Genomic DNA, 25,199 nt, shown 5'->3' with positions numbered 1-25,199 from the left:
TTACCCTTCCGCCTTTTCCGGCACCGGCAGGAGCGCTGCCGCAACCCGGCGGCCCTCGGAAAGGAGCACGTTATAGGTGCGCGCGGCCGAGGGCGAGCTCATCGGTTCGGTCATGATCCCCTTGGCCTCAAGCGCCTGCACCAGCGCCTTGGGCGGGAACGCGATATCGCCGCCCATACCCAGAAACAGCACGTCGATCTTGCCTTCGAGCGCAAGGAGCGGTGCGGGATCGTCCAGCCCCGCCCATTCGCGCACCGAGCCCGCTTCGACCACCACGGCGCCGCGATAGACCTGCCCGCCGACGCGGAAGAAGCCCGGTCCGTAGCCATCGACCGGAAGCGATGCGCCGAATTCCGCCTCAGTTATCGGCATCGGCCACCTTCTCGGTAAAGAACTTGTCGGCGGGGTCCTTCTTGTCCTTGTCGCGATCGACGCCGAGGAAGAGCACGATATTCTTGGCCACGAAGACCGAGGAATAGGTCCCCACGACCACGCCCCAGGTCATCGCGAAGACGAAGCCACGGATCACATCGCCGCCCAGCACCAGAAGCGCGATCAGCGCGATCAGCGTCGTGCCCGAGGTCATCACCGTGCGCGAGAGCGTCTCGTTGACCGAGATGTTCATCACGTCGCGCAGGGGCATCGTCTTGTATTTGACGAGGTTCTCGCGCAGGCGGTCAAAGACGACCACGGTATCGTTGATCGAATAGCCGAGGATGGTCAGCAGCGCCGCGATGATCGTCAGGTCGAACTTGATCTGGAACAGCGAGAAGATACCCACGGTGACGGTGATGTCATGCACCAGCGCCGCGACCGCGCCGACCGAGAACTGCCATTCAAACCGCAGCCAGATATAGACGAGGATCGCGGCGGTGGCGGCCAGCACCGACCAGATCGCGGTCCAGATCAGCTCGCCGGACACTTTCGGGCCCACGGATTCGGTCGAGACGATCTTGACCGCGCCATCCGCGGCCTTCAGCGCCTCTTCGATCGAGACCATCTGCTCGGGCGTGATCGCCTCATCCCCGGCCTGTGCCTCGATGCGGATCATCGAGACATGCTGATCGGCGTCGAAATTCGGATCGAACACCTGCGTGATCGAGACATCGCCAAGGTTCAGCGGCGCCAGTGCGGTGCGATAGGCGCCCACGTCCAGCGGCTGGGTCGACTCGGTGCGGATCGTGGTGCCGCCCTTGAAGTCGATCCCGAAGTTCAGCCCCATCGTCAGCACCAGCCCGATCGAGGCCAGCACCAGAAAGACCGAGAACCCGAAGGTCAGGACCTGGTGACGGAAAAAGTCGAAGGTCGTGTGATCGGGGACGAGTTTGAGACGGAATGCCATGGTCTTTCCCCTTAAAGCTCGAGCTGCTTCGGACGGCGGCGGTCGTACCAGACCGCAACCAACAGGCGCGTGACGAAGATTGCGGTGAAGACCGAGGTCGCGATGCCGATGATCAGCGTCACGGCAAAGCCGCGCACCGGGCCCGCACCCAGAACGAAGAGGATCAGCGCGGTGATGAAGGTGGTGACGTTCGCGTCGACAATCGCCGACATCGCCTTTTCATAGCCCAGCTCGATGGCGCGGGCGGGGCCCTTCACCTTGCGCAGCTCTTCGCGGATACGCTCGAACACCAGCACGTTGGCATCGACCGCCATACCGATCGTCAGCACGATCCCGGCGATGCCGGGTAGAGTCAGCGTGGCGTGGATCGAGGACATGATGCCGAAGATCAGCGCGATGTTCACCAGCAGCGCGACCGAGGCGAAAACGCCGAACAGCCCGTAGCTGAGCATCATGAAGGCCACGACCGCAATCAGGCCGACAATGGCGGCGATGCGCCCGGCCTCGATGCTGTCCTGCCCGAGCTCCGGGCCGATCGTGCGCTCTTCGAGGAAGGTCATGCCCGCGGGCAAGGCGCCTGCGCGCAGCAGCACGGCCAGATCGGTCGCCTCCTGCACCGAGAAGCGCCCGGTGATGATCCCCGAGCCGCCGCTGATATGGGTCTGGATGACAGGAGCCGAGATCACCTTGTTGTCGAGCACGATGGCGAAGGGCTCGCCGATATGGTTCGCGGTGAAATCGCCAAAGGCGCGCGCGCCCGTCGGGTTGAAGCGGAAGGCCACGGCCGGATAGCCGTTCTGGTCGGTATCGGGGCGCGCATCGGTCAGCTCATCGCCCGAGACCACGGCGACCTCGTCCAGAATGTAAAATCCGTCGCGCTCGTCCTGGCCCTGCACGATGATATTGCCGGCACCGGCCGGCGAATTCGCGTCGCCCGCGCGTCCGATGACCTGATGGAAGGTCAGCTTCGCGGTGGTGCCGATCAGCGCCTTAAGTTCAGCCGCCGAGCCGATGCCCGGCACCTGGATCAGGATCCGGTCGGTGCCCTGACGCATGATCGTCGGCTCGCGCGTACCGGCCGCATCGACGCGGCGGCGCACGATTTCCAGCGATTGCTGCATGGTGCGGTCGTCGGTGGCGGTGCGCTCGGCCTCGGAGAGACGGATCGTGACGATATCGCCCTCGCCCGTGACTTCGAGATCGTTCTGCCCGACCCCGGTCAGCGAGACAACCGGCGAGGCCAGCGTGCGCACCAGCTCCACGGCGCGCGCGATCTCAGCGGCTTCGCCGATCTGGATGCGCAGCTCGTCGGCGGGGCTTTCGACGCGGCGCACCGCGCCCAAAGTCGCGCGCTCCTCGGCGAGCACGCGGCGCGCCTCGGGCCAGAGCGACTTGAGACGCGCGGCATAGACCTCGTCGACATGGACCTCGGCCAGAAGATGCGCACCACCGCGCAGATCGAGGCCAAGGTTCACCAGACCCGAGGGCAGCCACGACGGCCAGGCGTCGCGCGCGGCGGCCTGATCGGCGGTCAGCGCCCCGGATTTTTCGAAAGCGGCGAGGGCATCGTTATGCGCCTCGACGCGCGGATAAAACAGGTTCGGCGCCGCCATGGCCAGCCCCGCAAGGCAGAGGGCAATGATCAGCACGCGCTTCCAGAGCGGAATCTGCAACATGGCAGGCGACGGTCCTTGTTATTTCCCGGCAGGAGCAGCGGGTTCGGTTTTCGACAGAACCTGAACGATGGTCTGCTTGATGACGCGGACGTTGACGCCGGGGGCGATCTCGACCTCGACTTCGCCGTCTTCACGCACCTTGGTGACCTTGGCGACGATGCCGCCCTGGGTCACGACCTGGTCCCCGCGGCGCACCGCCTCGACCATGGCTTTATGCTCTTTCGCGCGCTTTTGCTGCGGGCGGATGAGCAGGAAATACATGATCACGAAGATCAGGATCAGCGGCAGGAACTGGCCGAGCTGGCCCGGGCCGGCGGCACCGTCTGCGGCTTGGGCGAATGCGGGGGTCACGAACATGTCTTGGGTCCTTTCTTGCGGGCCTTCTTGGGGCATGGCCCCTCATCGGCGCGCACCCTAGCGGCGCCCCCCCGCGAAGGCAAGGCATCGCAGGCCGAGACACACGTGCTTGTGCATGCAAGACGCCCGAAAGCTGTCAGCGCAGCGGCAGGCGGCGCTCGATCAGCCGGGCAAAGAACGAGGCGCCGACGGGCGCGGCCTCGTCGTTGAAGTCATAGGCCGGATGGTGCAGCCCTGCCCCCGGCCCCGTGCCCATGAACAGGAAGGCGCCGGGACGCGCCTGCAGGAAATAGGAGAAATCCTCGCCGCCCATTTCGCGCGCGCAATGCGCATCGACCGCGTCCTTGCCGGAAATATCGGCGGCGACCGAGGCGGCGAAGGCCGCGCAATCGGGGTCGTTGACGGTGGGCGGGTAGCCGCGCTCATAGTCGATCTCGGCCTCGACGCCGAAGCTTGCAGCCATGCCCTCGACCACCGCGCGAAAGCGTTCTTCGGCAAGATCGCGGATCTCGGGCGAGAACGAACGGATCGTGGCGCAGAACCAGCCGGTTTCCGGGATGATATTATTGGCGGAACCCGCATGGATCTGGGTGACCGAGACAACAAGTTCATCTTGCGCGGCGACATTGCGCGACACGATCGTCTGCAGGCCCTGCACCATTGCGGCAATCGCCGGGATCGGATCGATCGTATCTTGCGGCGTGGCACCATGGCCACCGCGACCGCGCAGCGTGACATAGGCCGTATCGACCGCCGCCATCAGCGGCCCGGGCGTGGTGCGAAACACACCAAAGCCGACGCCCGGCGCATTGTGGATGCCGTAGACTTCCTCGACCTCGAACCGATCCAGAACGCCTTCGCGCACCATCACCTGACCGCCGCCGCCCTCTTCTTCGGCGGGCTGGAACATCAACAGCACCCGGCCGCAGAACTTGCGCGTCTCGGTCAGGTATTTCGCCGCGCCCAGCAGCATCGTGGTGTGCCCGTCATGGCCGCAGGCATGCATCTTACCCGCCGCCTCCGAGGCATGATCCGCGCCGGTTTCTTCGGTGATCGGCAACGCATCCATATCGGCGCGCAGCGCAATCGTCGGCCCGGGCGCCTGACCGTTGATCAGCGCGACGATACCGGTGCGGGCGATTCCCTCGTGGATCTCGTCGACGCCAATCTCGCGCAGGCGTTCGGCAACGAAGGCCGAGGTTTCGTGCAGGTCGAATTCCAGCTCGGGATGCCGGTGCAACCAGCGCCGCCAGTCCTTCATCTCGGGAGCGAAGGCGGCAATGCGGTTATTCACAGGCATGGGTTTACTCCGAGGCGCCGGTGGCGATACTCGGTCACCATCACAGCAACAAGGGCCCTTGCGCAATGGTGAAACCGACCGATCCGCTGATCTTTGACGAAACCGGCGATGCTGCGCAGCAATTTCGCCGTCTTTGCGCGATCATGGCCTGCCTGCGCGACCCCGAAACCGGGTGTCCCTGGGATATCGAGCAGGATTTCGCATCGATCGCGCCCTACACGATCGAGGAAGCCCATGAGGTCGCGGATGCGATCGCGCGCGAGGCCTGGGACGAGCTGCGCGGCGAGTTGGGCGATCTGGCGTTGCAGGTGGTCTATCACGCGCAGATGGCCGAGGAGGCCGGGCTGTTCGATGCTTGCGCGGTGCTGGCGGCGATCAACGCCAAGATGGTCGCGCGGCACCCCCATGTCTTTGGCACGGAAAGCCGCGACAAATCGGCCGAGCAGCAGACTTTGGATTGGGAGCGGATCAAGGCGGCCGAGCGGGCCGCGGCGGGCATCACGGCGCGCGTGGGTGTGCTGGACGGGGTGGCGCTCGGGCTGCCCGCGCTGAGCCGCGCGCTGAAATTGCAGGCGCGCGCGGCGCGGGTGGGCTTTGACTGGCCCTCGACGGCGGAGGTGATCGACAAGATCGTCGAAGAAGCGCAGGAGCTCGAAGAGGCGCGCGACCGGCTGGGGCCCGACGAACTGGCCGAGGAATATGGCGACCTCTTGTTTGTGATGGTGAACCTCGGGCGCCACCTTGGGCTGGATGCCGAGGCGGCCCTGCGCGCGGCCAACCGGAAATTCACCAATCGCTTCGAATTCATCGAGGCCGAGCTTGAGGCGCACGGCAAGGGGCCCAGTGACAGCGATCTGGAAGAGATGGACGCGCTTTGGAACGCGGCGAAGGCTGCGGGTGTGAAATGACGGACGGGGGCCCTGCCCCCGCGGCCTTGCGGCCTCCCCCCGGGATATTTGGGGCAAAATGAAAGGTTAGAACAGCGCCTTGCGCAGCATGTTCAGCGCGACCAGCATCAGGAAGCCGGCAAAGACGCGCTTGAGTTTCTTGGCGTCGAGGCGATGCGCGAGCGTGGCGCCCAAGGGGGCTGTGAAGGTGGTCATCGCGATCACGATCAGGAAGGCGGGGATGTTGACGGCGCCGATGCTATAGGGCGGTGCGGTCTCGACCGGGGTGAGCAGGAAGGCAATGGCCGAGGGCAGCGCGATGGTGATGCCAACCCCCGCCGAGGTGGCGACCGCGCGGTGGATCGGCACGCCATGGAGCGTGAGCATCGGGGTGCCGATCGAGCCGCCGCCGATCCCGAGCAGCACCGACACGAGCCCCATCAGCGGGCCGAACCACGCGCGAAACAGGCCTCCGGGGAGGTGGTCGGACAGCCGCCAGCTGGATTTGCCGAGCATCATGTAAAGCGCGATGGCGAAGACCATCACCGCGAAGAAGATCTGTAGCGTGACAGTGCGCAGTTGCGCCACGACCAGCACCCCTGAGATCGCGCCGATCGCGATCAGCGGCGCCCATTGGCGCAAGATCCCCCATTCGACCGCGCCCTTGCGGTGATGCGCCATCACCGAGCGCGCGGAGGTAACGATGATCGTCGCCAGCGAGGTAGCGACGCAGATCTGCATCAGGTCGTCCGAGCCATATCCAAGACCGGAAAACAGGTAGAAGAAGGCCGGCACCAGAACGATCCCGCCGCCCACGCCCAGAAGCCCGGCCAGAACGCCTGCGAAGGCGCCCACCGCCATCAGGATCGCGACGAGGGGCAGAAGGGTCGAGAGGTCGGGCATCGGTCAGGCTTTCACTTGGGCAAGGGCTTGGTCGTAAAGGGCAAGGCCCGCTCCGTCTCGGGTGGCGCCTTCGGACAGAACACGCCGCCAGCCGCGCGCGCCGGGGCGGCCGTGGAACAGGCCCAGCATGTGACGCGTGATCTGATGCAGGCGCCCACCCGCAGCCAGATGCGCCGCGATATAGGGTTTCATCGCCTCGGCGACGGTGAACGGGTCGGCCTCGGCGCCCTGCCCCCAGATCCGCGCATCCGCGGCACCCAGCGCGTTCATCGGCTCGTGATAGGCGGCGCGGCCGATCATCACCCCGTCAAGGCCCCGCGCCAGATGCGCCTCGGCCTCGTCGAGCGAGGTGACGCCGCCGTTCAGCGACAGATGCAGATCGGGGCGCGCGGCCTTCATCGCATGCACCAGTTCGTAGTCGAGCGGCGGGATCTCGCGGTTGTCCTTGGGGCTGAGGCCCTGCAGCCAGGCCTTGCGCGCGTGAATGGTAAAACGCCTGACACCAGCGGCGGCGACCGTGTCGATAAACCCTGGCAGACGTTGCTCGGGGATGTCGTCATCAACGCCGATGCGGCATTTCACCGTGACCTCGACGGGGCTGGCCGCCTGCATCGCCTCGACGCAGCGCGCGACCAGATCGGGCGATTTCATCAGAACCGCGCCGAAGGCCCCCGATTGCACCCGGTCGGACGGGCATCCGCAATTCAGGTTGATCTCGTCATAGCCCCAATCGGCGGCGATGCGCGTGGCCTCGGCCAGTTCGGCCGGGTCCGATCCGCCCAGTTGCAGCGCGACGGGGTGCTCGGCCGGGCTGTAATCGAGCAGGAGCGCGCGCTTGCCATGGATCACGGCGGGCGCGGTGACCATCTCGGTGTAAAGCAGGGCGTTGCGCGAGATCTGGCGGTGGAACACCCGGCAGTGGCGGTCCGTCCAGTCCATCATCGGCGCGACCGAGAGGCGCGTGGCATGGCGCACGGGGCTGTCGGACCAGGACGTCATCGGCTCAGAGCCGTCCGAGCTTTTCCAGACGCGCGGCGCGCAGCTTCGCGAAATCGTCGCCCGCGTGATAGGAGGAGCGCGTCAGCGGCGTGGCCGAAACCATCAGGAAGCCCTTGCCGTAGGCGGCCTTCTCATACTCCTTGAACTCTTCGGGGGTAACGAAGCGATCGACGCGGTGATGCTTCGGCGTCGGCTGCAGATACTGGCCGATGGTCAGGAAATCGATATCGGCCGAGCGCATGTCGTCCATCGTCTGGCGCACGCCCTGCGCGTCTTCGCCAAGGCCGACCATGATGCCCGATTTGGTGAACATCGTCGGGTCGAGTTCCTTCACGCGCTGCAACAGGCGCAGACTGTGGAAATAGCGCGCGCCCGGGCGCACCGTCGGGTAAAGCCCCGGCACAGTTTCGAGGTTGTGGTTGAACACGTCGGGCTTGGCCTCGACCACGACTTCAAGCGCGCGCGGGCTGCATTTCAGGAAGTCGGGGGTGAGCACCTCGATCGTGGTCTCGGGGCTGCGATGGCGCACGGCGCGGATGGTCTGGGCGAAATGCTCGGCGCCGCCATCGTCCAGATCGTCGCGGTCGACGCTGGTGATCACCACATGCTTCAGCCCGAGCGTCTGCACCGCATGCGCGACGCGGCCGGGTTCGAACGTATCGAGCGCATCAGGCCGACCCGTCGCGACGTTGCAAAACGAACAGCCGCGCGTGCAGATCTCGCCCATGATCATCATCGTCGCGTGACCATGCGACCAGCATTCGCCGACATTCGGGCAGCCCGCCTCTTCGCAGACCGTGGTCAGCTTGTTGGTCTTGAGGATGTCGCGCGTGTCCTTGTAGCCCTGCGAGACCGGCGCCTTGACGCGGATCCAGTCGGGCTTCTTGGGCTGGGCCTGATCGGCGCGATGCGCCTTTTCGGGATGCCGCTGGCCGGGAATCTTGAGGTCGCGCACGGGAATTTCCCCCTAACTTTCGATCCGCCCTGCAATACGCCCAATGCGACGGCGGGGCAATCCCCGCGTGAAATCTGTTCAGGACAAGAGTACAGGAGTGAACACTATGAAAAAGATGATGGCCGAGACGCTCGGAACCTTCATCCTCGTCTTCTTCGGCTGCGGCGCGGCCGTGCTGATGGGAGAGGCGATCGGGTTGCATGGCATCGCCTGGGCCTTCGGGCTGTCGATCGTGGCCGCGGCCTATGGGCTGGGCGCGATCTCGGGGGCGCATCTGAACCCGGCGGTGAGCCTCGGTTGCCTTGTGGCCGGGCGGATGTCGGGGGCGGAATTCGCGCGCTACGTGCTGGCGCAACTGGCGGGCGCGCTGCTGGGCGCGGTGGTGGTCTATCTGATCGCTTCGGGCCGCGCGGGCTATTCGCTGGCCGAGAACGGGCTCGGGCAGAACGGCTTCGGGCCGGGGTATCTGGGCGAATATTCGGTCACCGCGGCGCTGATCTTCGAGGCCGTGGCGACCTTTGTCTTCGTCACCGTGATCCTTGGCGCGACCGGCCCCGGCGCGGCTGCGGGCTTTGCCGGGCTCGCGATCGGGATGACGCTGGCGGCGATCCACCTCGTCGGGATCAATGTCACCGGCGTCTCGGTGAACCCCGCACGCAGCTTCGGCCCGGCGCTTCTGGTCGGCGGCCCCGCGCTGTCGCAGCTCTGGGTCTTTGTGCTGGCGCCGCTGGCGGGCGGCGCGCTGGCGGGCGCCCTCCATCGCGCGGGCCTCACGCGAGCGAATGCCGCGGCCTGAGCCGACCCTTATCGACTTCCCGAGGGGCCGTGCCACGCGCGCGGCCCTTTGCTTTTTCGCATGCGGCGGCGCGGCAATTTCTTGCTGCAATTGCTAGGTCAGTCATTGTGACGCGCCTCAAAAAAGGTTAGAAAGATTCCAGATTGTCTTTCCATCCCCGCTCAGGAGGCCCCATGCAGCCCGGCTCGAAACTTCCCGAAGTCACCTTCCACACCCGCGTGCGCGACGAAAGCGTCGGCGGCCCGAACCCCTTCCGCTGGGAAGACAAGACCACCTCGGATTACTTCGCGGGCAAGCGCGTGGTGCTCTTCGCCCTGCCCGGCGCCTTCACGCCGACCTGCTCGACCTACCAGCTGCCCGGCTTCGAGAAGGGCTTTGGCGATTTCGCAGCCCAGGGCATCGACGCGATCTATTGCCTCTCGGTCAACGACAGCTTCGTGATGAACCAATGGGCCAAGGCGCAGGGCCTCGAAAACGTCCAGGTGATCCCCGATGGCTCGGGCGAGTTCACCCGCCGCGTCGGCATGCTGGTGCGCAAGGATAACCTCGGCTTCGGCCTGCGCTCGTGGCGCTATGCGGCGGTCGTGAACAACGGCGTGATTGAAGCCTGGTTCGAAGAGCCCGGCCTTGCGGACAACCACGGCGCCGACCCCTACGGCGTCTCCTCGCCCGAAACCGTGCTGAACTGGCTGATCGAAGCCAACAAGGAACAGGCCGCCTGAGGCACGCCCCCAGGAAACGCGCGGCCGGGCCGGAGGGAAACCTCCGGCCCGTTTTCATTGGGGGCTCCGCCCCCGTCCTTCGGACTCCCCCGGAGTATTTTCAGCTCGGTGAAGGGGCTTTCATTTTGCCAAAAATATCCCGGGGGTGAATGGCCGCAGGCCAGAGGGGGCAGCGCCCCCTGCCCGCCTATCCGATCAGCGGCGCGCGCCCGCCATAGACCTCGTCGTAATGGCGCTTGAGCCGCTCAAGCGCGATGCGCAGCACGATCTTGCCCGAGCGCGCCGACCAGCCCATGCGCTTCTCGGCCGCTTCCAGCCCTTCGAGGAAACAGCAGCAGCGCAGCACCATATCGCCCAGCCCCGGACCAAGGTCGCGCAGTGCAGCGGCGACACGTTCGCGCGCGCTTTCCGAGCCGCCGTTCAGCGTGCCCTGCGCGTTATATTGCCCGCGCGCGCCGCCGGTCATGAAACGCTCCCAGTTCTGCGCGACGCGCGGCCCCATCTGCGCCAGTTCGAAATCTTCGCGCAGCCGCTCCCCCGCGGCCACCAGTTCGGCACTGAGAAACGGCTTTCCGTCGCGATCCCGGCGCCGCGCGAGCACGCCGAGCGGGCTTTCGGCAAGGTTCGCGCGCAGGCGGCGGCGCTGGCCGTCTTCGACCGTTTCGCGCCGGCCCCAGTCGCGGTGCTGGCTGGCATGGACCGGGCCGGCATCCTCCTCGGCTTCGTAATCGCCCCGTGCGCGGGCCTCCTCCTCAATGAAGCGCTTCACCGCAGCGCGGCCACCCGGCGCGATTTCATAGCTGGTGACACGGTTCGAATGGGTGACCTGGATCCATTCCTTGAGGGCGAAGGCCTGCGCCACCGCACGCTCCAGCACGGCAGTGCGCACGGTGCCGCGCAGCACCACAGCCTTGTCCATCTCGCTCGCGACGATCAGGACGGCGCCTGGTTCGGCCAGGCGGCGCAGGACGCGGCGCGCCTCGGTCTCGATGGTCTCGTCATCCGGGCCAAGGCTTACATTGCGGATCGCAGCACTCATCGACATATCCTTTTTGGATGTGACGGCTGGTGCGGTCTGTCTGGGCGCAGGCGCGGCGAGGCGGCCAAGGGTCGAGAGCGCCTCGTCGACAAGCGGGTCGTCGCGCCGCGCCTCGACGCGACGGACACGGCGCAAAATCGTCGAGGCATGGCAGCCTTCGGCCCGCGCGAGTTGCCGGATCGGAATGCCCTCTTCGACATGGCGCAGGTAAAGAAGGGCGTAATCGGGCAGCCACGACGGAAGCCCCATCGAAGCCGTTGCACTCGGTCTCATTTGCTCCCCCAGAGCTCCGGCGGTCAGGCCGGGCAATTCAGATACACACAACCGTGGGTTGTTTTGATTACCCGTTCGTTAATGAATTGGGCGAGAATGAGGTTTCCTAACAAAAGATAAATATTTCCAACCCCTCCGTTCGGTAGAACGGGGCCGGACGCAACACTCGCTTCGGTTGCATTATCGTGATTGACAGACTCACTTTAAGGGGATTGTCATGAGCGACCTGACCGACCTGATTGCCGCCATTCGCCGCCCGCGCCTGCTGATCCGCGCCGCCCGTTTCGGGCAGGCCGATTACAACCGCAAGCGCGACCTGACGCGGCTGATGCGCACAAACGATCTGCCTGCTCCCGAGGCCGCGCTGCCCCGGCTGATGGCCGAAGAGCGCCTGCTGGAAGAATCGCGACAGGCGGGCGCGGCGGAGTATTCCTTCCTGCGCCATATCGAGGTGCTGATCGCCCTGATGGGCGAAAGCCGGCTTTTGCCGCGCGGCGAGATGCGCGCCTGATCAGCGCGACTTGAACAACGACCCCAGCACGCCACGTACGATCGCCTGCCCGGATTTCGTGCCAAGCTGGCGCACCACGCTTTTCGCAAAGGTCTCGACCAGACTGTCGGAACGCCGCGACGAGTTGGTCTTGCGCGTGCTGGTCTTGGTCACGGTCTTGCCCTGATCGTAGCGGCGCGCCTTGTTGAATTCGCGCAGCCGCTTTTCATCGGCCTTCTCGGCGGCCGCGCGGGCCTCGGCCTCGGCGGCCTCCTGTGCGGCGGCCTCGGCGCGGCGGGTCAGGATTTCATGGGCCGAGTCGCGGTCGATCGCGGTGTCGTATTTCATCCCGAGCGCCGAGGATTGCAGCACCGCGCGGCGTTCCTCGGGGGTGATCGGGCCAAGCTGCGAACAGGGCGGACGGATCAGCGTGCGCTCGGCCACGCCCGGCACGCCCTTGGCCTCGAGGAACGAGGTCACCGCCTCGCCAGTGCCAACCTCCTTGATCGCATCGGCGGTATCGAAGCGCGGGTTCGGGCGGTAATTCTCGGCGGCGCGCTGCAATTCACGCTGGTCCTTGCCGGTGAAGGCGCGCAGCGCATGCTGCACCCGGTTGCCGAGCTGTCCAAGGATATCATCGGGCACATCGGCCGGGTTCTGCGTGATGAAATAAACGCCCACCCCTTTCGAGCGAATAAGCCGCGCGACCTGCTCGACCTTGTCGAGCAGGGCCTTGGGCGCGTCGTCGAACAGCAGGTGCGCCTCATCGAAGAAGAACACGAATTTCGGCTTGTCGGGGTTGCCGACCTCGGGCAGCTCCTCGAACAGCTCGGACAGCAGCCAGAGCAGGAAGGTCGCGTAAAGCCGCGGGCTGCCCATCAGCTTGTCGGCGGCAAGGATGTTGATCCGCCCGCGCCCGTCGCTGTCATGGCTCATCATATCGGCCAGATCGAGCGCCGGCTCGCCGAAGAAGCTCGTCGCGCCTTGATTTTCGAGCACCAGCAATTGCCGCTGGATCGCCCCCACCGAACGTGCATCGACATTGCCGTAGCGTTTGGTCAGCTCATCTGCCTGCTCGGCGACATAGGTCAGCATGGTGCGCAGATCGGCCAGATCCAGAAGCGCCAGCCCCTCGGAATCGGCCAGGTGGAAGGCGATGTTCAGCACGCCCTCCTGCGCCTCGCTCAGCCCCATCAGACGCGCGAGCAACAGCGGCCCCATCTCGGAAATCGTCGTGCGCACCGGGTGGCCCTGCTCGCCGAACATGTCCCAGAAGGTGACCGGAAACGCGGTATAGGACAACTCAAACCCGATCGTTGCTGATCGCTTCATGAAGGGCTCGTGCAGCTTGTGGGTCTCGGAGCCCGATTTCGCCAGCCCCGAAAGATCGCCCTTGATATCGGACATGAACACCGGAACACCGGCGGCGGAAAACGCCTCTGCGAGGATCTGCAGCGTCACCGTCTTGCCCGTGCCCGTCGCCCCCGCGATCAGCCCGTGCCGGTTGCCGAATTTCATCAGCAGTTCCTGCGGCTCGGCATAACCTTCGCCGCCCCCGCCCACGAACACGCCCGCTTCGGTCAGAACCCCGGTCATTTCACGCTCCACGCAGATCACATCTTTGGCGAGACAATACTAAATTAACCAATCCATGCCAGAGTTTATCTGTCCACGCCCGGGTTTCGGGCCTTCGGATGTTTCCTCCCTGCAAACTGGCCGCACTTTCGGGTGCGGCTCTTTTCATGGGGCGCTCGGCGACCCGTGGGGTGCGCGCAAAAACCCTGTTGACCACCCGAAATCTTCGGATTAGCGTTCGCGCCATAACGAAGTCGGCCAGTCCGACAGGGAGAATAATCGAAGGCGGTTCCACTCGGGGCCGCTTTCGTCATTTTGGCGTGTCGGCAAGGAGTTGCCAGCCACCAAAGCGTGACTGCCGGCTTCCAAAAACGGGCCTGACAGGGCGTCGGCGGCGTGGTATCGCTGCGCCGACCCAACTCGAAGGAAGTATCGAATGGCACAGTTCAAGTCCCCCCTCCTGATCGCGGCCCTGCTGGTGATGGCCGGCATGGCGCAGGCGCAGGACACGGCGACCCCGAGCACCGAACCGGCCCCGGAAGCCGCAGCACCCGAAGCAGCAGCGCCCGAGGCGGCCGCCCCCGAAGCTGCGCCTGAAGCCGCCCCGGCCGAGCCCACCGAGCCCGTCATCGGCGCCGAATATATCGCCAACAGATTCGAGTCCTGGGAACTGGTCTGCATCCGTACCGAAGACGGCAAGGACCCTTGCCAGATCCTGCAACTGCTGACCGATGACAACGGCACCCGCGTGGCGCAAATCTCGATGCTGCCGCTGAATGGCCAGGAAAAGGTCAAGGCCGCCGCGACGGTGATGACGCCGCTCGGCACGCTGCTCAGCCAGAACCTCGCGATCTCGGTCGATGGCGCCGATCCGATGGTCTACCCCTACACGTTCTGCACCGCCTCGGGCTGTGCCGCACGCCTCGCGATCACCGACAACGAGATCAACGCGTTCAAGCGCGGCAACGAAGCGAAAATGGTCGTGGTGCCCGCGGTCGCCCCCGATCAGAAGGTGCTGCTGACGATCGCGCTCAAGGGCTTCACCGCCGCCTATGACGCGGCGAGCAAGGCGAACGCGCAGTAATCCGCGCCCGGCCTTCACGGTTTGAAACCGCCCCCACGGGGGCGGTTTTTTATTTCACGGAGCTTAGCGCCAGAACCGCATTCAGCCCGCCAAAGGCGAAGGCGTTGGACAGGACCGCTTCGACCTCGGCCCGGCGCGCGACATTCGGCACGATATCCAGGTCGCAATCCGGGTCGGGTTCATCGAAATTGATCGTCGGCGCGATGATGCTTTCGTTCAGCGCCAGCAGGCAGGCCAGCAGTTCGACCGCGCCGGTGCCGCCAATCAGGTGGCCATGCATCGCCTTGGTCGCGGACACCATCACCCGATCCGCCGCCGAGCCCAGAACCTGCCGGATCGCCAGCGATTCAATCCGGTCATTGGCCGCCGTGCCGGTGCCATGGGCGTTGATATAGCCGATCTGGTCGGGCGCGAGCCCCGCATCGTCCAGCGCGCCCCGGATCGCGCGCGCCGCGCCGTCGACCGAGGGCATCACGATATCGCCCGCGTCCGAGCTCATGGCAAAGCCGCGGATCTCGGCCAGGATCGGCGCGCCGCGCGCCTGCGCTGCCTCAAGCGTCTCCAGAACGAAGACACCCGCGCCCTCGCCCTGCACCATGCCGTTGCGGGTCCTGGAAAACGGGCGGCAACCGTCGGGCGACATCACGCGCAGCCCTTCCCAGGCCTTCAGCCCGCCGAAATTCAGCATCGATTCCGAGCCGCCAGCCAGCATCCCGTCGACCATCCCTGAGCGCACCATCTGGAACGCAAGGCCGATCGCATGGTTCGAACTGGCGCAGGCGGTCGAGACGGTAAAGCTCGGCCCGAAAATCCCCCAGTCCATCGCGATATGCGAGCAGGCGGCATTGGGCATCAGGCGCGGCACGGTGAACGGGTGGACGCGGTTGCGCCCCTCGGCGAAAACCGCGCGGAAGGCCTCGTTGACGGTGGCATTGCCGCCGCCCGCCGTGCCCATGATGCAGCCCCAGCGCTCGGCCGCACCGGGCAAGGCCTCAAGCCCGGCCGAGGCCATCGCCTCGCGCGCGGCGACCAGAGCGAATTGGGTGAATGGATCATAGAGCGCGCGTTTCGAACCTTCGAAATGCGCCGCCGGGTCAAAGCCCCGCACCTGCCCGCCAATGCCGATCAGCAGGCGGTCGGCGTCGGGAAATTCCAGCGGGCCGATCCCCGAGCGCCCGTCGCGCATCGCGGCATAGGTTCCCGCCACATCCAGAGCCAACGCGTTGATCGTGCCGGCTCCGGTGATGACAACTCTTCGCATGGATCAGGCGACCTGTGCCGTCGGCTGACCCATCACGAGCCGCTCGACCGCCCGCGCGACCGCACCGATCGAGCTGAGGTCGAACCCCGAGGCATCGGGCGCATTGGCGTTGAACGGCACCGAGATGCCAAAGCTTTCTTCGATCGCGAAAATCACCTCGACCAGACCGAGGCTATCCAGCCCCAGCTCTTCCAAGGTCATCTCGGGGGTGAGTTCGGACGGATCGCGCAGGGCTTCGCGGGCGATGATATCGAGGATACGGTCTTGCACGGCGGGCCTCATCTGGTTGCTGTTAGACGTCACCCTTTTGCGTGAGTCGTGTAACAGTTTCCCGAAGCTCGGCCACTTGCGTGAAAAGTCGCCCGAGCCGGCGCAGGTTTTTCTGAATCTCGACCTGGGTTTCCATCTTGGTCGCGGGGCTGCCCAAAAGCACGCGGCCGTTGGGCGCATTGGAAAAGATCTTGGTCGAGCCGCCCGCGATCACATCGTCTCCGACAAAGATATTGTCCGAGACACCGCATTGCCCGGCCAGCACGACCCGGTCGCCGATCTTCGACGAGCCCGCGATGCCGACCTGCCCGCACAGCAGGCAATCGCGCCCGACTTGCACGTTATGGCCGATATGAACGAGGTTATCGAGCTTGGTGCCGCTGCCGATCGAGGTTGCGCGCACCGTGCCGCGGTCAATCGTGGAATTCGCGCCGATCTCGACATCATCGCCGATCTCGACAGTGCCGAGCGAGTGGATGCGCGTCCAGTTCTGCTCATGAATTTCTCCGCGAACTCCGAGGGTTGCACGGATTTCTTCAACTCCGGATTTTTCGGGCGTGACAAAGGAAAACCCGTCCGCGCCGATCACCGCGCCGGGTTGGCAGATGAAGCGATCCCCGATCCGCACCCGTGCGCCGATCCGCGCGCCTTGCAGGATCATCGCATCCGCACCGATATGCGTGCCCTCGGCGATCGAGACATGCGAGGCGATCCGCGCCCCGGCACCGATCACCACGCCCCGCCCGATCACCACGAAAGGCCCGATCGCAGCGTCGATGCCGATCGTCGCCGAGGGGTCGATCACTGCCGTCGGATGAAATCCGGGCGCGATTTCCGGACCCGGATCGAAGGCGCGCGACAGCCCCGCCATCGCAAGGCGCGGGCGCGTGACAAAAATCGCGGCCTCAAGCCCAAGCGCGCGCCAATCCGTGCCCGCAGGCACGATCGCCGCGCGCGCGGCGCCCTTCGCGATGCCATCGAGATATTTCGCATCCATCGCCAGCGCGAGCTGATCGGCGCGCGCCGAAGGCGGCTCGGAGGCGGACGTGACCTTGATGCCAAGATCGCCCTCGGCCTCTGCCGAGAGGGCTTTCGCAATGGCTTCAATGGTTTGCGACATGATCTTTATCCTCGGAGGGGGCGCGGGAATAGCGCCTCCCTTCCGATTTAATGGGTCAGACGCGGCAAATCCACCCCGGCTTTTTGCAAAGCCGCAAAGAGCGCGCGGTCGCGGCCGTAAATGTCGCGCCGATACTCGATATGCCCGCGCGCGGTCGGCCAGGCGGTGTAATAGACCAGATGCACCGGTAGCGGATGCTCAAGCATCACCGTGGTTTCGCGTCCGGTGTTCAGAACCTTGTGGAAGTCATCCTTGGGCGTGGCACTTTGCATGCCCAAGAGTGTGTAGGCCAGATCGAACGGCCGCCCCACCCGCACGCAGCCATGGCTGAAGGCGCGCACATCCCGCTGGAACAGCGATTTCGACGGCGTGTCATGCAGGTAGATATTGTACTTGTTCGGGAACAGGAACTTCACCAGCCCCAGCGCGTTGCTCGAGGACGGGGCCTGTTTCATATCGAAGGGGAAATTGCGGGCGTTGAACTGGCTGAAGTCCACCGCGTCGCGCGACACCGTGCGCCCGCGTGCGTCGATCAGCTTGATATGCCCCGCCGCGCCCGCGTTCTTTTGCATCATCGGCAGGTATTCCTTGACGACGATCGAGCGCGGAACATGCCAGGTCGGGTTGATGACCATGCGGTCCATCTCGTCCGAGAATTCCGGCGTGCGACGGTCGCTCTGGTTCTGCCCGACGACGGTGACGCTTTCGAAAATCGCCTTGCCATGCTCGACGATGCGGACGGTGAAATCGGGGATATTGACCCAGACATGACGCTGGCCAAGGTCGATCCCGTTCATCCAGCGCAGCCGTTCAAGCCCGACGATCAGGCTTTCGAGCCGATCCTCGGGGGCGCGGTTGATCTCGGTCAGCGTCGCCTCACCCGCGACGCCGTCAGCCGCCAGGCCGAGGTCGAACTGGAATTGCTGCACGGCTTTCTGGATCGCGCCATCATAGCGCGCGCTGGCCGAGCGCCCGAGATAGCCCATCGCACGCAGCCGTTCGCGCAGCGCGATCACGCGCGGGCCGATATCGCCCGGCTCCAGCTTGCCGCCCGGCACAGTCGCGCCCCAACCGCCTTGCGCGATGCGCGCCTCAAGGTCGAGCTTGGCCTTGAGAAGCTGCGCATATTGCGGGGCCTGCGGTGCGAGGCTGCGGAAATAAAGCCCCGGCGGCTCGGAGGCGACGCCTTGCAGGAAGCTCAGCGGGTCCTTGCGGACGACCTCGCGCACGATACCGGAGTCGACGCTTTGCGGATCGACCACGCCCGAGGACATGTCATGGGCATAGGCGAGGAACGCCTTGGAAACGGCGACCTCTAGTTCGCCGCGCTGGCGTTCGGATTTTACTGCGGCAAAGGCGGCGCGCAGCCCCGCGGCATCATAGGCGCGGGCGGGCAGGCCATGGGCCGCCGCCCCGTCGAGCGCGCGAAACAGCGCCGCGCGGCGGTCGGCATCTGCAGCCGAGGTCCAGATCGGCGCATAGTCACGCTCGGCGTAGAACCGTGCAAGCGCCGCATCGTCCGAGGCGGCCGACGCAATCGCCTGCGTGTAGCCGGCAAGCACCGGCGCCTCGGCGCGCGCCTGCGGCGCCGCTGCCAGAGACGCGGCGAGAACCGCGGCAGAAACCAAGGACAGACCAGCGCGCATCCGGATCGAAGCCGACATGAGCCCCCCTGAAACCGTAAAAATCAACAGGTTCCGAGGGTCTAGCAATTCGCGCCCCATGTCCAGAGCCTGCCGCCCACGGCCTGCCGCATCCCCCGATCGAGCAGCAAAGCGATGCAGAGCCGACACATCCGACAAATCTGAGCAAAAACCTGCCGATTTCCCCTTTTGCCAGTGCGGCGAGGGAAATCTTCGGTTGGAACGAGATTCGCCATGTGGCATAACTTGGGCACAACCAAAGTAAGAGATCCGTTAAGCCACTCTAAGAATGGCAGGAACTTCAGGACAGGCGAACGAAGAATGAGCACCTCCGATTTTACCCGCCGTGGTTTGCTGGGTATTCTTGCTGCGAGCGTCGTAACCGCAGCACCGACCGCCTCGAACGCATTCGGTATCCTTCGGGGCGCAGGTGATATCCGCCGCATTCGCATGTACTCGGGCCGCACTGGCGAAAGCATCGACACCGTGTATTGGATCGAAGGCGAGTATATCAAGGAAGCCCTGAAAGAGATCAGCTACTTCATGCGCGACTGGCGCACGAACCAGGTCAAAACGATCGACCCGCGCACCATCGACATCGCGACCGCCGCCCATCACCTGATGGATGTCAACGAGCCCTACATGATGCTGTCGGGCTATCGTTCCCCCCAGACCAATTCCATGCTGCGCTCGAAATCGCGCGGTGTTGCCAAGAATTCGCTGCACATGGTCGGTCAAGCCGCCGACCTACGCCTCAAGTCGCGCTCGGTCAGCCAGATCTATCGCGCGGCCTCGGCCTGCAATGCGGGTGGCGTCGGCAAATACTCGCGCTCGAACTTCGTGCATATGGATTGCGGCCCGATCCGCACCTGGGGCGCCTGAGCCCTTCTTTCTTTCCTGTCTTTGCGCCGTCCTTTCGGGCGGCGTTTTCTTTTGCCCCGAGCCGTTGCGCGCCGAAGCTGCGGGGCGCGGCACCCTGCCCCGGCAATGCAAAAGGCCCCCGGAACACCGGGGGCCTTTCAAGGTCGGGCCGGAGCCTGACGCTTAGTCTTCCAGCGGCTTCAACTTGCCCTGCTTGGCGAAATAGGCCTCGCCCTCGGGGCAGAGGTCGATCTTGTCGTAACCGGTGATCATCGGGCGCACATGCTCACGGAAGCCATGGCCGATCGTCAGCAGGTAGATGTGGACCACCACGAAGCTCGCGATCGCGAAGGCCGCCAGCACGTGGATATTCGCGATCAGCGTCAGCATCGCCGAGCCGAGATCATTCGCGCCCCAGACCCCGTAGGTCAGATACAGCAGCCCCGAGATCCAGATCGCCGGGAACAGCGCCATCTTGAGCGCGAAATAGGCGGCCGCCTGCAGCGGGTTGTGCCGACGCTCATAGGTCTTGTGATAGGGGTGCTCTTCGCCCTTGAACACGCCGTAAGCGTAGAAGCGCGCGACCTTCGCGAACCCGGCGATCCGCGGGATGAACTGTTTCCAGCCCTCGGTGGTGAACAGCCAGAAGGTGGCGAAGGCCCAGAGCAGCAGAAGCGCGAGCGCCACCACCGTATGCACCGTCACCGCCAGCCCGAACGGGCCGATCTGATGCAGCCCCAGAAGCCGCGCGCCGGTGAAGAACAGGAGCATGATCGAGACCATCTGCGACCAGTGCCAGACCCGGTTGAAGCGGGTGTAGACCTTGACGTAACGCTCAGCCATGGTGGGCTCCTTTCTTGCCAAAGAGACGCAGCACGCCGTGACCGGCAACGCCGAGGGCCGCGAGCAGGAAGATCACAAGACCCAGCTTGCCGCCGATGCCGATGCCCGAGCCGGGCATGTAGACGCCGGCGATATTGGCCAGACGGCCGTCCTTCGCGTGGCAGCTATCGCATTTCAGCGCTTCGTCTTCCGGCCCCACCATGTGGGTGATCGGCCAGTACATATAGGTCGAGACGAAGTCGAACTTGCCGGAATACTCGACGCCCGCGTAGTCCATGCCCGCCTTCAGGGATTTCTCCCAATCGAAATAGGACCACAGCGCCGTGCCGTTGCCCGGCCCGTAGACGTTGTTATAGGCGAGCACCTTGCGTTCGGCGTCATAGGCCTGCTTGCCGATCATCCGTTTGAACGGGAAGATCCGCGAGTTCGGGTCCTCGGCGCCGCCGCCGATCGAGTTGATCTCGAGCGTCTGCGTCGGGTCGATCTCGGTTTCGGGCAGCGTGTAGGTCATCACGCCGTTCGACCAGGCATAGTAGGGGGTGACATTCTCGCCCCATTCGAAATCGCCCTTGGTCGAGAGATAGGTGTGCAGATGCTTGCCGTCCGACTGCACGAATTCCTCTTCGGAATAGGGCTTGCCGTCTTTCAGCTTGCCGGCCGTCGACCAGTCCCAGACCGTCTTGGTGGCAACGCCACCCTTGGCGAATTCAGGGATGTGGCAGGTCTGACAGGCAACACGATCGGTGTGATCATTCAGCTTCATGCCGAGGATCGGGTTCGGGCCCTTGTGCGGCGCGTCAGTGTGGCACGAGGTGCAGCTCGCGACTTCGCGCGGCTGGCCCGGCTTCATATCGCCCGCATGCGGATCGACCACATCGGTTTCATAGCGCGAACCGGCAAAGACGTGTTTGTCCGAGACGTGGCAATCGGCGCATTGCATGTTCGCGCCGTCTTTCGACATGTGCACATCGACATGGGGCGTGGGATCGAACAGCGCCGACGACAGGTCGCCGTGCTTCACGTTATCGCCGCCGCCGCCATAGAAGTGACAGTTGCCGCAGTTTTCGCGCGACGGCTCGGGGCCGACCGATTGCGCGGCCTTGATCAGGTCAACCGCCCAGGCGGCCTTGCCGGTGATCGTCTTGGCCTTTTCGGCGACGGGTTCGAGCGGCGGGTTGCCGGCAAGGTTGTCCTGCTTGGCATATTGACCCGAGGTATCGTGGCAGACGAGGCAGTCGACCTTGGTCGGATCGTCCGGCATCGGCGCGCGCACATCCTCCCAGTCGTAGCCGGTGTGGCACGAGGTACACCGCACTTCGTTCGAGGCGACGTTGCCGCAGAACGCGTTCAGCTCATGCGCCTTGCCCAGCGTCTGGCCGGTGGATTCGTTCTGATATTCCCATTTCCAGTGCACCGAGTGCATCACCTGGTTCGAGGCTTCCGTGTGGCACGAAAGACAGGCCGCAGTGACCTCGGGGCCGGATTTGAACGGGCCTTTCAGCACGTCGAATTTGCTGTGATCGGCGGTGGACTCAACCACCGGATCGCTCATATGCGCAGCCTTGGCGGCCAGATCGGACGCGATGGACATGGCTCCGGCTGCGGGCGTCTCCTCCCCGGCAGGCGTGCTTTGCGCGAAAGCACCCCCTGCCCCCAAGACGACTGCCGAGACGAATGCAGTCACCCGTAGCGTTCTGAGTTTCATCAGGTCTCCCAAAAATCTGGCGATATGGCTGGATCGGATCACATTTGGTAACATGAATATGATCTGCGGCCCCTGCGACATTCCGACCACCCCCTGAGACAGGCCGTCGCACCCCATGGTATACAATTGGACGAATTCCAAAGAACAAAGGGCTTCGCGCGCAGGGGCGCGGCATTGGGATCAGCTTGTGCTGCCCGCCGATCTCGGGAGCCGCAAGCTTATCCCGGGCGTTGGAATGACCTGCGCGACGCCTCGGCGACCTCGCGGAAAACGCAGGCCTCGCTGTGATCGTTGACCAGACCCATCGCCTGCATGAAGGCGAAAACCGTGGTCGGCCCCACGAATTTCCAGCCACGTTTCTTCAGGTCCTTGGAGAGCGCGATCGCGTTTGGACAGGTCGTGTTGGACTGCGGCGTCCCGAGTTCCTCGGGCGTGGGCTCGAACCGCCAGAAATAGGCGGCGAGCGAGCCTTCCCGATCCTGCATTTCAACCGCCCGCGCGGCATTGTTGATGACGGCTTCGATCTTGCCGCGATGGCGCACGATGCCCGCATCTCCCAAAAGGCGCGTCACATCGCCCTCGTCGAAACCGGCCATCTTATGAAAATCAAAACCGCAAAAAGCCGCCCGGAAGTTCTCGCGCTTTGCGAGGATCGTGCGCCAGCTCAGCCCGGACTGAAAGCTTTCAAGGCAGATCTTTTCGAACAGGCGAACATCCTGTGCAACGGGATAGCCCCACTCCTCATCGTGATAGTCGAGAAACTCGGGCGCCGCCCCGCTCCAGCGGCAGCGAGGCCGCCCGTCGGGGCCGATATATGCGTCATTGGTCATGTCGCCTCCGTGTCGAGCAGGAACGAAAGGCGCGCATCGGTGCGCGCGGGGGCCTTCGATCTGCTGGCCCCAAACCTCAAATAGATAATGAACATGCAATCCCCTTTCATCTTGCCATGTCAGCCCTCGGCAACGGTTTCGAGCCACGCCAGCAGCTCTTCGGCCTCTCGCTCCAGAAATGGCTCTGTCGGATAGGCGCGCGCAAGCATCGCCACGCCCTGACTGCGGGCCAGAAGATGCAGCGCCAGACGGTCCGACGCCTGCCCTTTTCCCATCTCTTCGAACCGGCGCCGCAACCAGATCCGAAACAGGTTGAAGACCTCGCGCGCGCCCCCTTCGGCGGGATGGTTCAGTTTGGCGAGCTCCGCAAACAGGCTGCCGACGGGGCAGCCATAACGGCGGATCTTCTCTTCGTTCATCAGCAGAATACGAATGAACTGCGCGATGCTCTCCTTGGGGGATTGGCTGGTATCGACCCAAGCGTCGAGCATCCTCGCGCGCTCCTCGATCCGCCGCCGGATGACCGCATCAAGGATCTCGTCCTTGGTCTTGAAATGGTAATAGAAATTTCCGCGCGAGATACCGACGAGCTGCGCAACATCGGCGAAAGAGCTGTTCTCGAAACCCCGCTCGTAAAACAGCCGGTCGGCCGCGGTGATGATGTTTTCACGGGTCGAATTTCTGGCCATTGCAGCCCTCTTTCTCGCTGGCTCAAGCGACCGCTCACAGGTGCAATCCAATCAAAATTAGGACACATGACCTAATCCGGCAAGCATTTTGTCTTTGGGGTCGCGCGGGAGGTTTGGTCAAATGCCGCACACGGCCGCGATGTCATCGCCAGACCGCAGGCCAAACGCCATGCGAAAGCGGGACGATCACCACCCCAGGGCGTTGCTTTGATGTCTATCTTTGGAAATGGCGCACCCAAGAGGATTCGAACCTCTGACCTCTGCCTTCGGAGGGCAGCGCTCTATCCAGCTGAGCTATGGGTGCGTTGCGTTGCTCTTACCCGACTCGTCGCGCCGGGGCAACGGGCGAAATCAGGCAAAGAACTCGTGGCAAAGTTCCAGCGCCGAGACCAGCGCGTCGACCTCTTCGCGGGTGTTGTAAAGGCCAAAGGACGCGCGCGCCGTGGCCGAAACCCCGAAGAACTCCATCAGCGGCATGGCGCAATGCGTGCCCGCGCGCACGGCGATCCCGCGCTTGTCGAGGATCGTCGAGATGTCATGAGCATGGGCGCCCCCCTCGATGGTGAGCGAGAAGATCGCCCCCTTGCCCGGGGCCGTGCCCTGCTGGTGCAACCAGTTCAGCCCGGCAAAACGCGCCTGCGCATAGGCGGCGATATCGGCCTCGTGGGCGGCGACATTCTCCATCCCCAGCGCCATCAGGTAATCGAGCGCAACGCCCATCCCGACCTGCTGCACGATGCCCGGAGTGCCCGCTTCGAACTTCATCGGCGGGCTATTGTAGGTGACGCCTTCGCGGGTCACGGTGTCGATCATGTCGCCACCGCCCAGGAAGGGGCGCATCTCGGCCTGACGTTCGGGGCGGATGTAGATCGCCCCCGAGCCCGAAGGCCCGTAAAGCTTGTGCCCGGTGATCGCGTAAAAATCGCAGCCGAGATCGGCCACATCGACCGGCCCGTGCACCGCGCCCTGCGAGCCATCGACCAGCACCACCACGCCCTTCGCCCGCGCCGCCGCGCAGATCGCCTTCACATCGACCCGCGTGCCGGTCACGTTCGACATCTGGGTGATCGCGACCAGCTTGGTGCGCGGCCCGATCGCCTCGACCACCTTCTCGGCCGCAAGGCTGCCGTCGGCCTCGGGCTCGACCCATTTCAGCACCACGCCCTGCCGCTCGCGCAGGAAATGCCAGGGCACGATATTGGCGTGATGCTCCAGCACGCTCAGCACGATCTCATCACCCGCTTGCAAGCGCGGCGCGGCCCAGCCGTAGGAGATCAGGTTGATCCCCTCGGTCGAGCCGGTGGTAAAAACGATATCGGTGTCATTCGGTGCATTCAGAAACCGGCGCACGATCGCGCGCACGTTTTCATATTTGTCGGTCGCGAGGTTCGAGAGGAAATGCAGCCCGCGATGGACGTTGGAATATTCCTCCTCGTACATCCGCGTCATCGCGTCGATCACCACGCGCGGCTTTTGCGCCGAGGCCCCGTTATCGAGGTACACCAGCGGCTTGCCGTTGACCTCGCGGCTCAGGATCGGGAAATCGGCGCGCACCTTGGCAAGATCGTACATCGGATGT

At 64.5% G+C, this 25,199-nt stretch carries 25 protein-coding genes and 1 tRNA gene; 6 read left to right on the top strand and 20 right to left on the bottom strand.

Annotated elements, in window-relative coordinates; all coding sequences use genetic code 11:
• From CLN94_RS06845 to CLN94_RS06825, 5 genes are all read right to left on the bottom strand, one after another.
• Nucleotides 1-372: an Mth938-like domain-containing protein gene (locus tag CLN94_RS06845; protein WP_096432505.1), complete on the bottom strand. Its 372-nt coding sequence runs from the start codon at nucleotides 370-372 to the stop codon at nucleotides 1-3.
• Nucleotides 359-1,342, bottom strand: a complete 984-nt coding sequence (gene secF, locus CLN94_RS06840; protein ID WP_096432503.1) for a protein translocase subunit SecF — start codon at nucleotides 1,340-1,342, stop codon at nucleotides 359-361. Before secF ends, CLN94_RS06845 begins: the two co-directional genes overlap by 14 nt.
• 11 nt (nucleotides 1,343-1,353) lie before the next feature.
• The gene (gene secD, locus CLN94_RS06835; RefSeq protein WP_096432501.1) at nucleotides 1,354-3,018 is read right to left on the bottom strand and encodes a protein translocase subunit SecD; all 1,665 of its coding nucleotides are present in this window, start codon (nucleotides 3,016-3,018) and stop codon (nucleotides 1,354-1,356) included.
• Between the two features lie 18 nt (nucleotides 3,019-3,036).
• Nucleotides 3,037-3,375 carry a preprotein translocase subunit YajC gene (yajC, locus tag CLN94_RS06830; protein ID WP_096432499.1) on the bottom strand — a complete coding sequence of 113 codons (339 nt, stop codon included), beginning with the start codon at nucleotides 3,373-3,375 and terminating at the stop codon, nucleotides 3,037-3,039.
• Between the two features lie 136 nt (nucleotides 3,376-3,511).
• A complete protein-coding gene (locus tag CLN94_RS06825; RefSeq protein ID WP_096432497.1) occupies nucleotides 3,512-4,675 on the bottom strand; it encodes a M20 aminoacylase family protein in 1,164 nt (387 codons plus the stop codon).
• A gap of 65 nt (nucleotides 4,676-4,740) precedes the next feature.
• On the opposite strand from CLN94_RS06825, the gene mazG reads away from it, so the two are divergent.
• The gene (gene mazG, locus CLN94_RS06820; protein ID WP_096432495.1) at nucleotides 4,741-5,583 is read left to right on the top strand and encodes a nucleoside triphosphate pyrophosphohydrolase; all 843 of its coding nucleotides are present in this window, start codon (nucleotides 4,741-4,743) and stop codon (nucleotides 5,581-5,583) included.
• A gap of 66 nt (nucleotides 5,584-5,649) precedes the next feature.
• Here mazG and CLN94_RS06815 read toward each other — a convergent pair whose 3' ends face one another.
• Genes CLN94_RS06815 through lipA form a run of 3 tightly spaced genes read right to left on the bottom strand, consistent with a single transcriptional unit; the run spans nucleotide 5,650 to nucleotide 8,419 of the window.
• Complete coding sequence (locus CLN94_RS06815; protein ID WP_096432493.1) at nucleotides 5,650-6,465, bottom strand: sulfite exporter TauE/SafE family protein; 816 nt, start codon at nucleotides 6,463-6,465, stop codon at nucleotides 5,650-5,652.
• A gap of 3 nt (nucleotides 6,466-6,468) precedes the next feature.
• Nucleotides 6,469-7,464: a tRNA dihydrouridine(20/20a) synthase DusA gene (gene dusA, locus CLN94_RS06810; RefSeq protein ID WP_096432491.1), complete on the bottom strand. Its 996-nt coding sequence runs from the start codon at nucleotides 7,462-7,464 to the stop codon at nucleotides 6,469-6,471.
• A 4-nt stretch (nucleotides 7,465-7,468) separates the two neighbouring features.
• Complete coding sequence (gene lipA / locus CLN94_RS06805; RefSeq protein ID WP_096432489.1) at nucleotides 7,469-8,419, bottom strand: lipoyl synthase; 951 nt, start codon at nucleotides 8,417-8,419, stop codon at nucleotides 7,469-7,471.
• 106 nt (nucleotides 8,420-8,525) lie between these two features.
• Between lipA and CLN94_RS06800 the strand changes: the two genes are divergently transcribed.
• Entirely contained in the window at nucleotides 8,526-9,215 is a 690-nt protein-coding gene (locus CLN94_RS06800) for an aquaporin (RefSeq protein WP_096432487.1), read from the top strand.
• A gap of 173 nt (nucleotides 9,216-9,388) precedes the next feature.
• Nucleotides 9,389-9,937: a peroxiredoxin gene (locus CLN94_RS06795; protein ID WP_096432485.1), complete on the top strand. Its 549-nt coding sequence runs from the start codon at nucleotides 9,389-9,391 to the stop codon at nucleotides 9,935-9,937.
• 187 nt (nucleotides 9,938-10,124) lie between these two features.
• Here CLN94_RS06795 and CLN94_RS06790 read toward each other — a convergent pair whose 3' ends face one another.
• A complete protein-coding gene (locus tag CLN94_RS06790) occupies nucleotides 10,125-11,249 on the bottom strand; it encodes a DUF6456 domain-containing protein (protein ID WP_096432483.1) in 1,125 nt (374 codons plus the stop codon).
• A 217-nt stretch (nucleotides 11,250-11,466) separates the two neighbouring features.
• Between CLN94_RS06790 and CLN94_RS06785 the strand changes: the two genes are divergently transcribed.
• Entirely contained in the window at nucleotides 11,467-11,760 is a 294-nt protein-coding gene (locus tag CLN94_RS06785; protein WP_096432481.1) for a DUF6477 family protein, read from the top strand.
• Here CLN94_RS06785 and CLN94_RS06780 read toward each other — a convergent pair whose 3' ends face one another.
• The gene (locus CLN94_RS06780) at nucleotides 11,761-13,335 is read right to left on the bottom strand and encodes a helicase HerA-like domain-containing protein (protein WP_096432479.1); all 1,575 of its coding nucleotides are present in this window, start codon (nucleotides 13,333-13,335) and stop codon (nucleotides 11,761-11,763) included.
• A gap of 415 nt (nucleotides 13,336-13,750) precedes the next feature.
• Between CLN94_RS06780 and CLN94_RS06775 the strand changes: the two genes are divergently transcribed.
• Nucleotides 13,751-14,398 carry an invasion associated locus B family protein gene (locus tag CLN94_RS06775; protein WP_096432477.1) on the top strand — a complete coding sequence of 216 codons (648 nt, stop codon included), beginning with the start codon at nucleotides 13,751-13,753 and terminating at the stop codon, nucleotides 14,396-14,398.
• A gap of 49 nt (nucleotides 14,399-14,447) precedes the next feature.
• Here CLN94_RS06775 and CLN94_RS06770 read toward each other — a convergent pair whose 3' ends face one another.
• From CLN94_RS06770 to CLN94_RS06755, 4 genes are read right to left on the bottom strand one after another with little or no spacing between them, the layout of a single operon-like run.
• Complete coding sequence (locus tag CLN94_RS06770) at nucleotides 14,448-15,659, bottom strand: beta-ketoacyl-[acyl-carrier-protein] synthase family protein (RefSeq protein ID WP_096432475.1); 1,212 nt, start codon at nucleotides 15,657-15,659, stop codon at nucleotides 14,448-14,450.
• A gap of 3 nt (nucleotides 15,660-15,662) precedes the next feature.
• Complete coding sequence (locus CLN94_RS06765) at nucleotides 15,663-15,941, bottom strand: acyl carrier protein (RefSeq protein WP_096432473.1); 279 nt, start codon at nucleotides 15,939-15,941, stop codon at nucleotides 15,663-15,665.
• 10 nt (nucleotides 15,942-15,951) lie between these two features.
• Nucleotides 15,952-17,049, bottom strand: coding sequence for a UDP-3-O-(3-hydroxymyristoyl)glucosamine N-acyltransferase (locus tag CLN94_RS06760; protein WP_096432471.1), 1,098 nt, complete (start codon nucleotides 17,047-17,049; stop codon nucleotides 15,952-15,954).
• A gap of 47 nt (nucleotides 17,050-17,096) precedes the next feature.
• The gene (locus CLN94_RS06755) at nucleotides 17,097-18,713 is read right to left on the bottom strand and encodes a L,D-transpeptidase family protein (RefSeq protein WP_096432469.1); all 1,617 of its coding nucleotides are present in this window, start codon (nucleotides 18,711-18,713) and stop codon (nucleotides 17,097-17,099) included.
• A 300-nt stretch (nucleotides 18,714-19,013) separates the two neighbouring features.
• On the opposite strand from CLN94_RS06755, the gene mepK reads away from it, so the two are divergent.
• On the top strand, nucleotides 19,014-19,574 hold the full coding sequence (mepK, locus tag CLN94_RS06750) for a peptidoglycan L,D-endopeptidase MepK (RefSeq protein ID WP_096432467.1): 561 nt from the start codon (nucleotides 19,014-19,016) through the stop codon (nucleotides 19,572-19,574).
• A gap of 162 nt (nucleotides 19,575-19,736) precedes the next feature.
• Here mepK and CLN94_RS06745 read toward each other — a convergent pair whose 3' ends face one another.
• From CLN94_RS06745 to CLN94_RS06720, 6 genes are all read right to left on the bottom strand, one after another.
• Nucleotides 19,737-20,396, bottom strand: coding sequence for a cytochrome b/b6 domain-containing protein (locus tag CLN94_RS06745; protein ID WP_096432465.1), 660 nt, complete (start codon nucleotides 20,394-20,396; stop codon nucleotides 19,737-19,739).
• A complete protein-coding gene (locus tag CLN94_RS06740) occupies nucleotides 20,389-21,987 on the bottom strand; it encodes a tetrathionate reductase family octaheme c-type cytochrome (RefSeq protein ID WP_096432463.1) in 1,599 nt (532 codons plus the stop codon). The genes CLN94_RS06745 and CLN94_RS06740 overlap by 8 nt, the downstream gene beginning before the upstream one ends.
• Nucleotides 21,988-22,319: 332 nt before the next feature.
• Entirely contained in the window at nucleotides 22,320-22,931 is a 612-nt protein-coding gene (locus CLN94_RS06735) for a DNA-3-methyladenine glycosylase I (RefSeq protein ID WP_096432461.1), read from the bottom strand.
• 119 nt (nucleotides 22,932-23,050) lie between these two features.
• Nucleotides 23,051-23,620 carry a TetR/AcrR family transcriptional regulator gene (locus CLN94_RS06730; protein WP_096432459.1) on the bottom strand — a complete coding sequence of 190 codons (570 nt, stop codon included), beginning with the start codon at nucleotides 23,618-23,620 and terminating at the stop codon, nucleotides 23,051-23,053.
• A 227-nt stretch (nucleotides 23,621-23,847) separates the two neighbouring features.
• A tRNA-Arg gene (locus tag CLN94_RS06725) sits at nucleotides 23,848-23,924 on the bottom strand.
• Nucleotides 23,925-23,971: 47 nt separating this feature from the next.
• Entirely contained in the window at nucleotides 23,972-25,192 is a 1,221-nt protein-coding gene (locus CLN94_RS06720) for a cysteine desulfurase (protein WP_096432457.1), read from the bottom strand.
• Nucleotides 25,193-25,199 lie beyond the last annotated feature (7 nt).

The sequence above is a fragment of the Pseudothioclava arenosa genome, from assembly GCF_002358085.1.
Lineage (GTDB): Bacteria > Pseudomonadota > Alphaproteobacteria > Rhodobacterales > Rhodobacteraceae > Pseudothioclava > Pseudothioclava arenosa.
The sequence above is the reverse complement of the archived record's forward strand: the minus strand, read 5'-3'. Positions and strand labels throughout refer to the sequence as shown.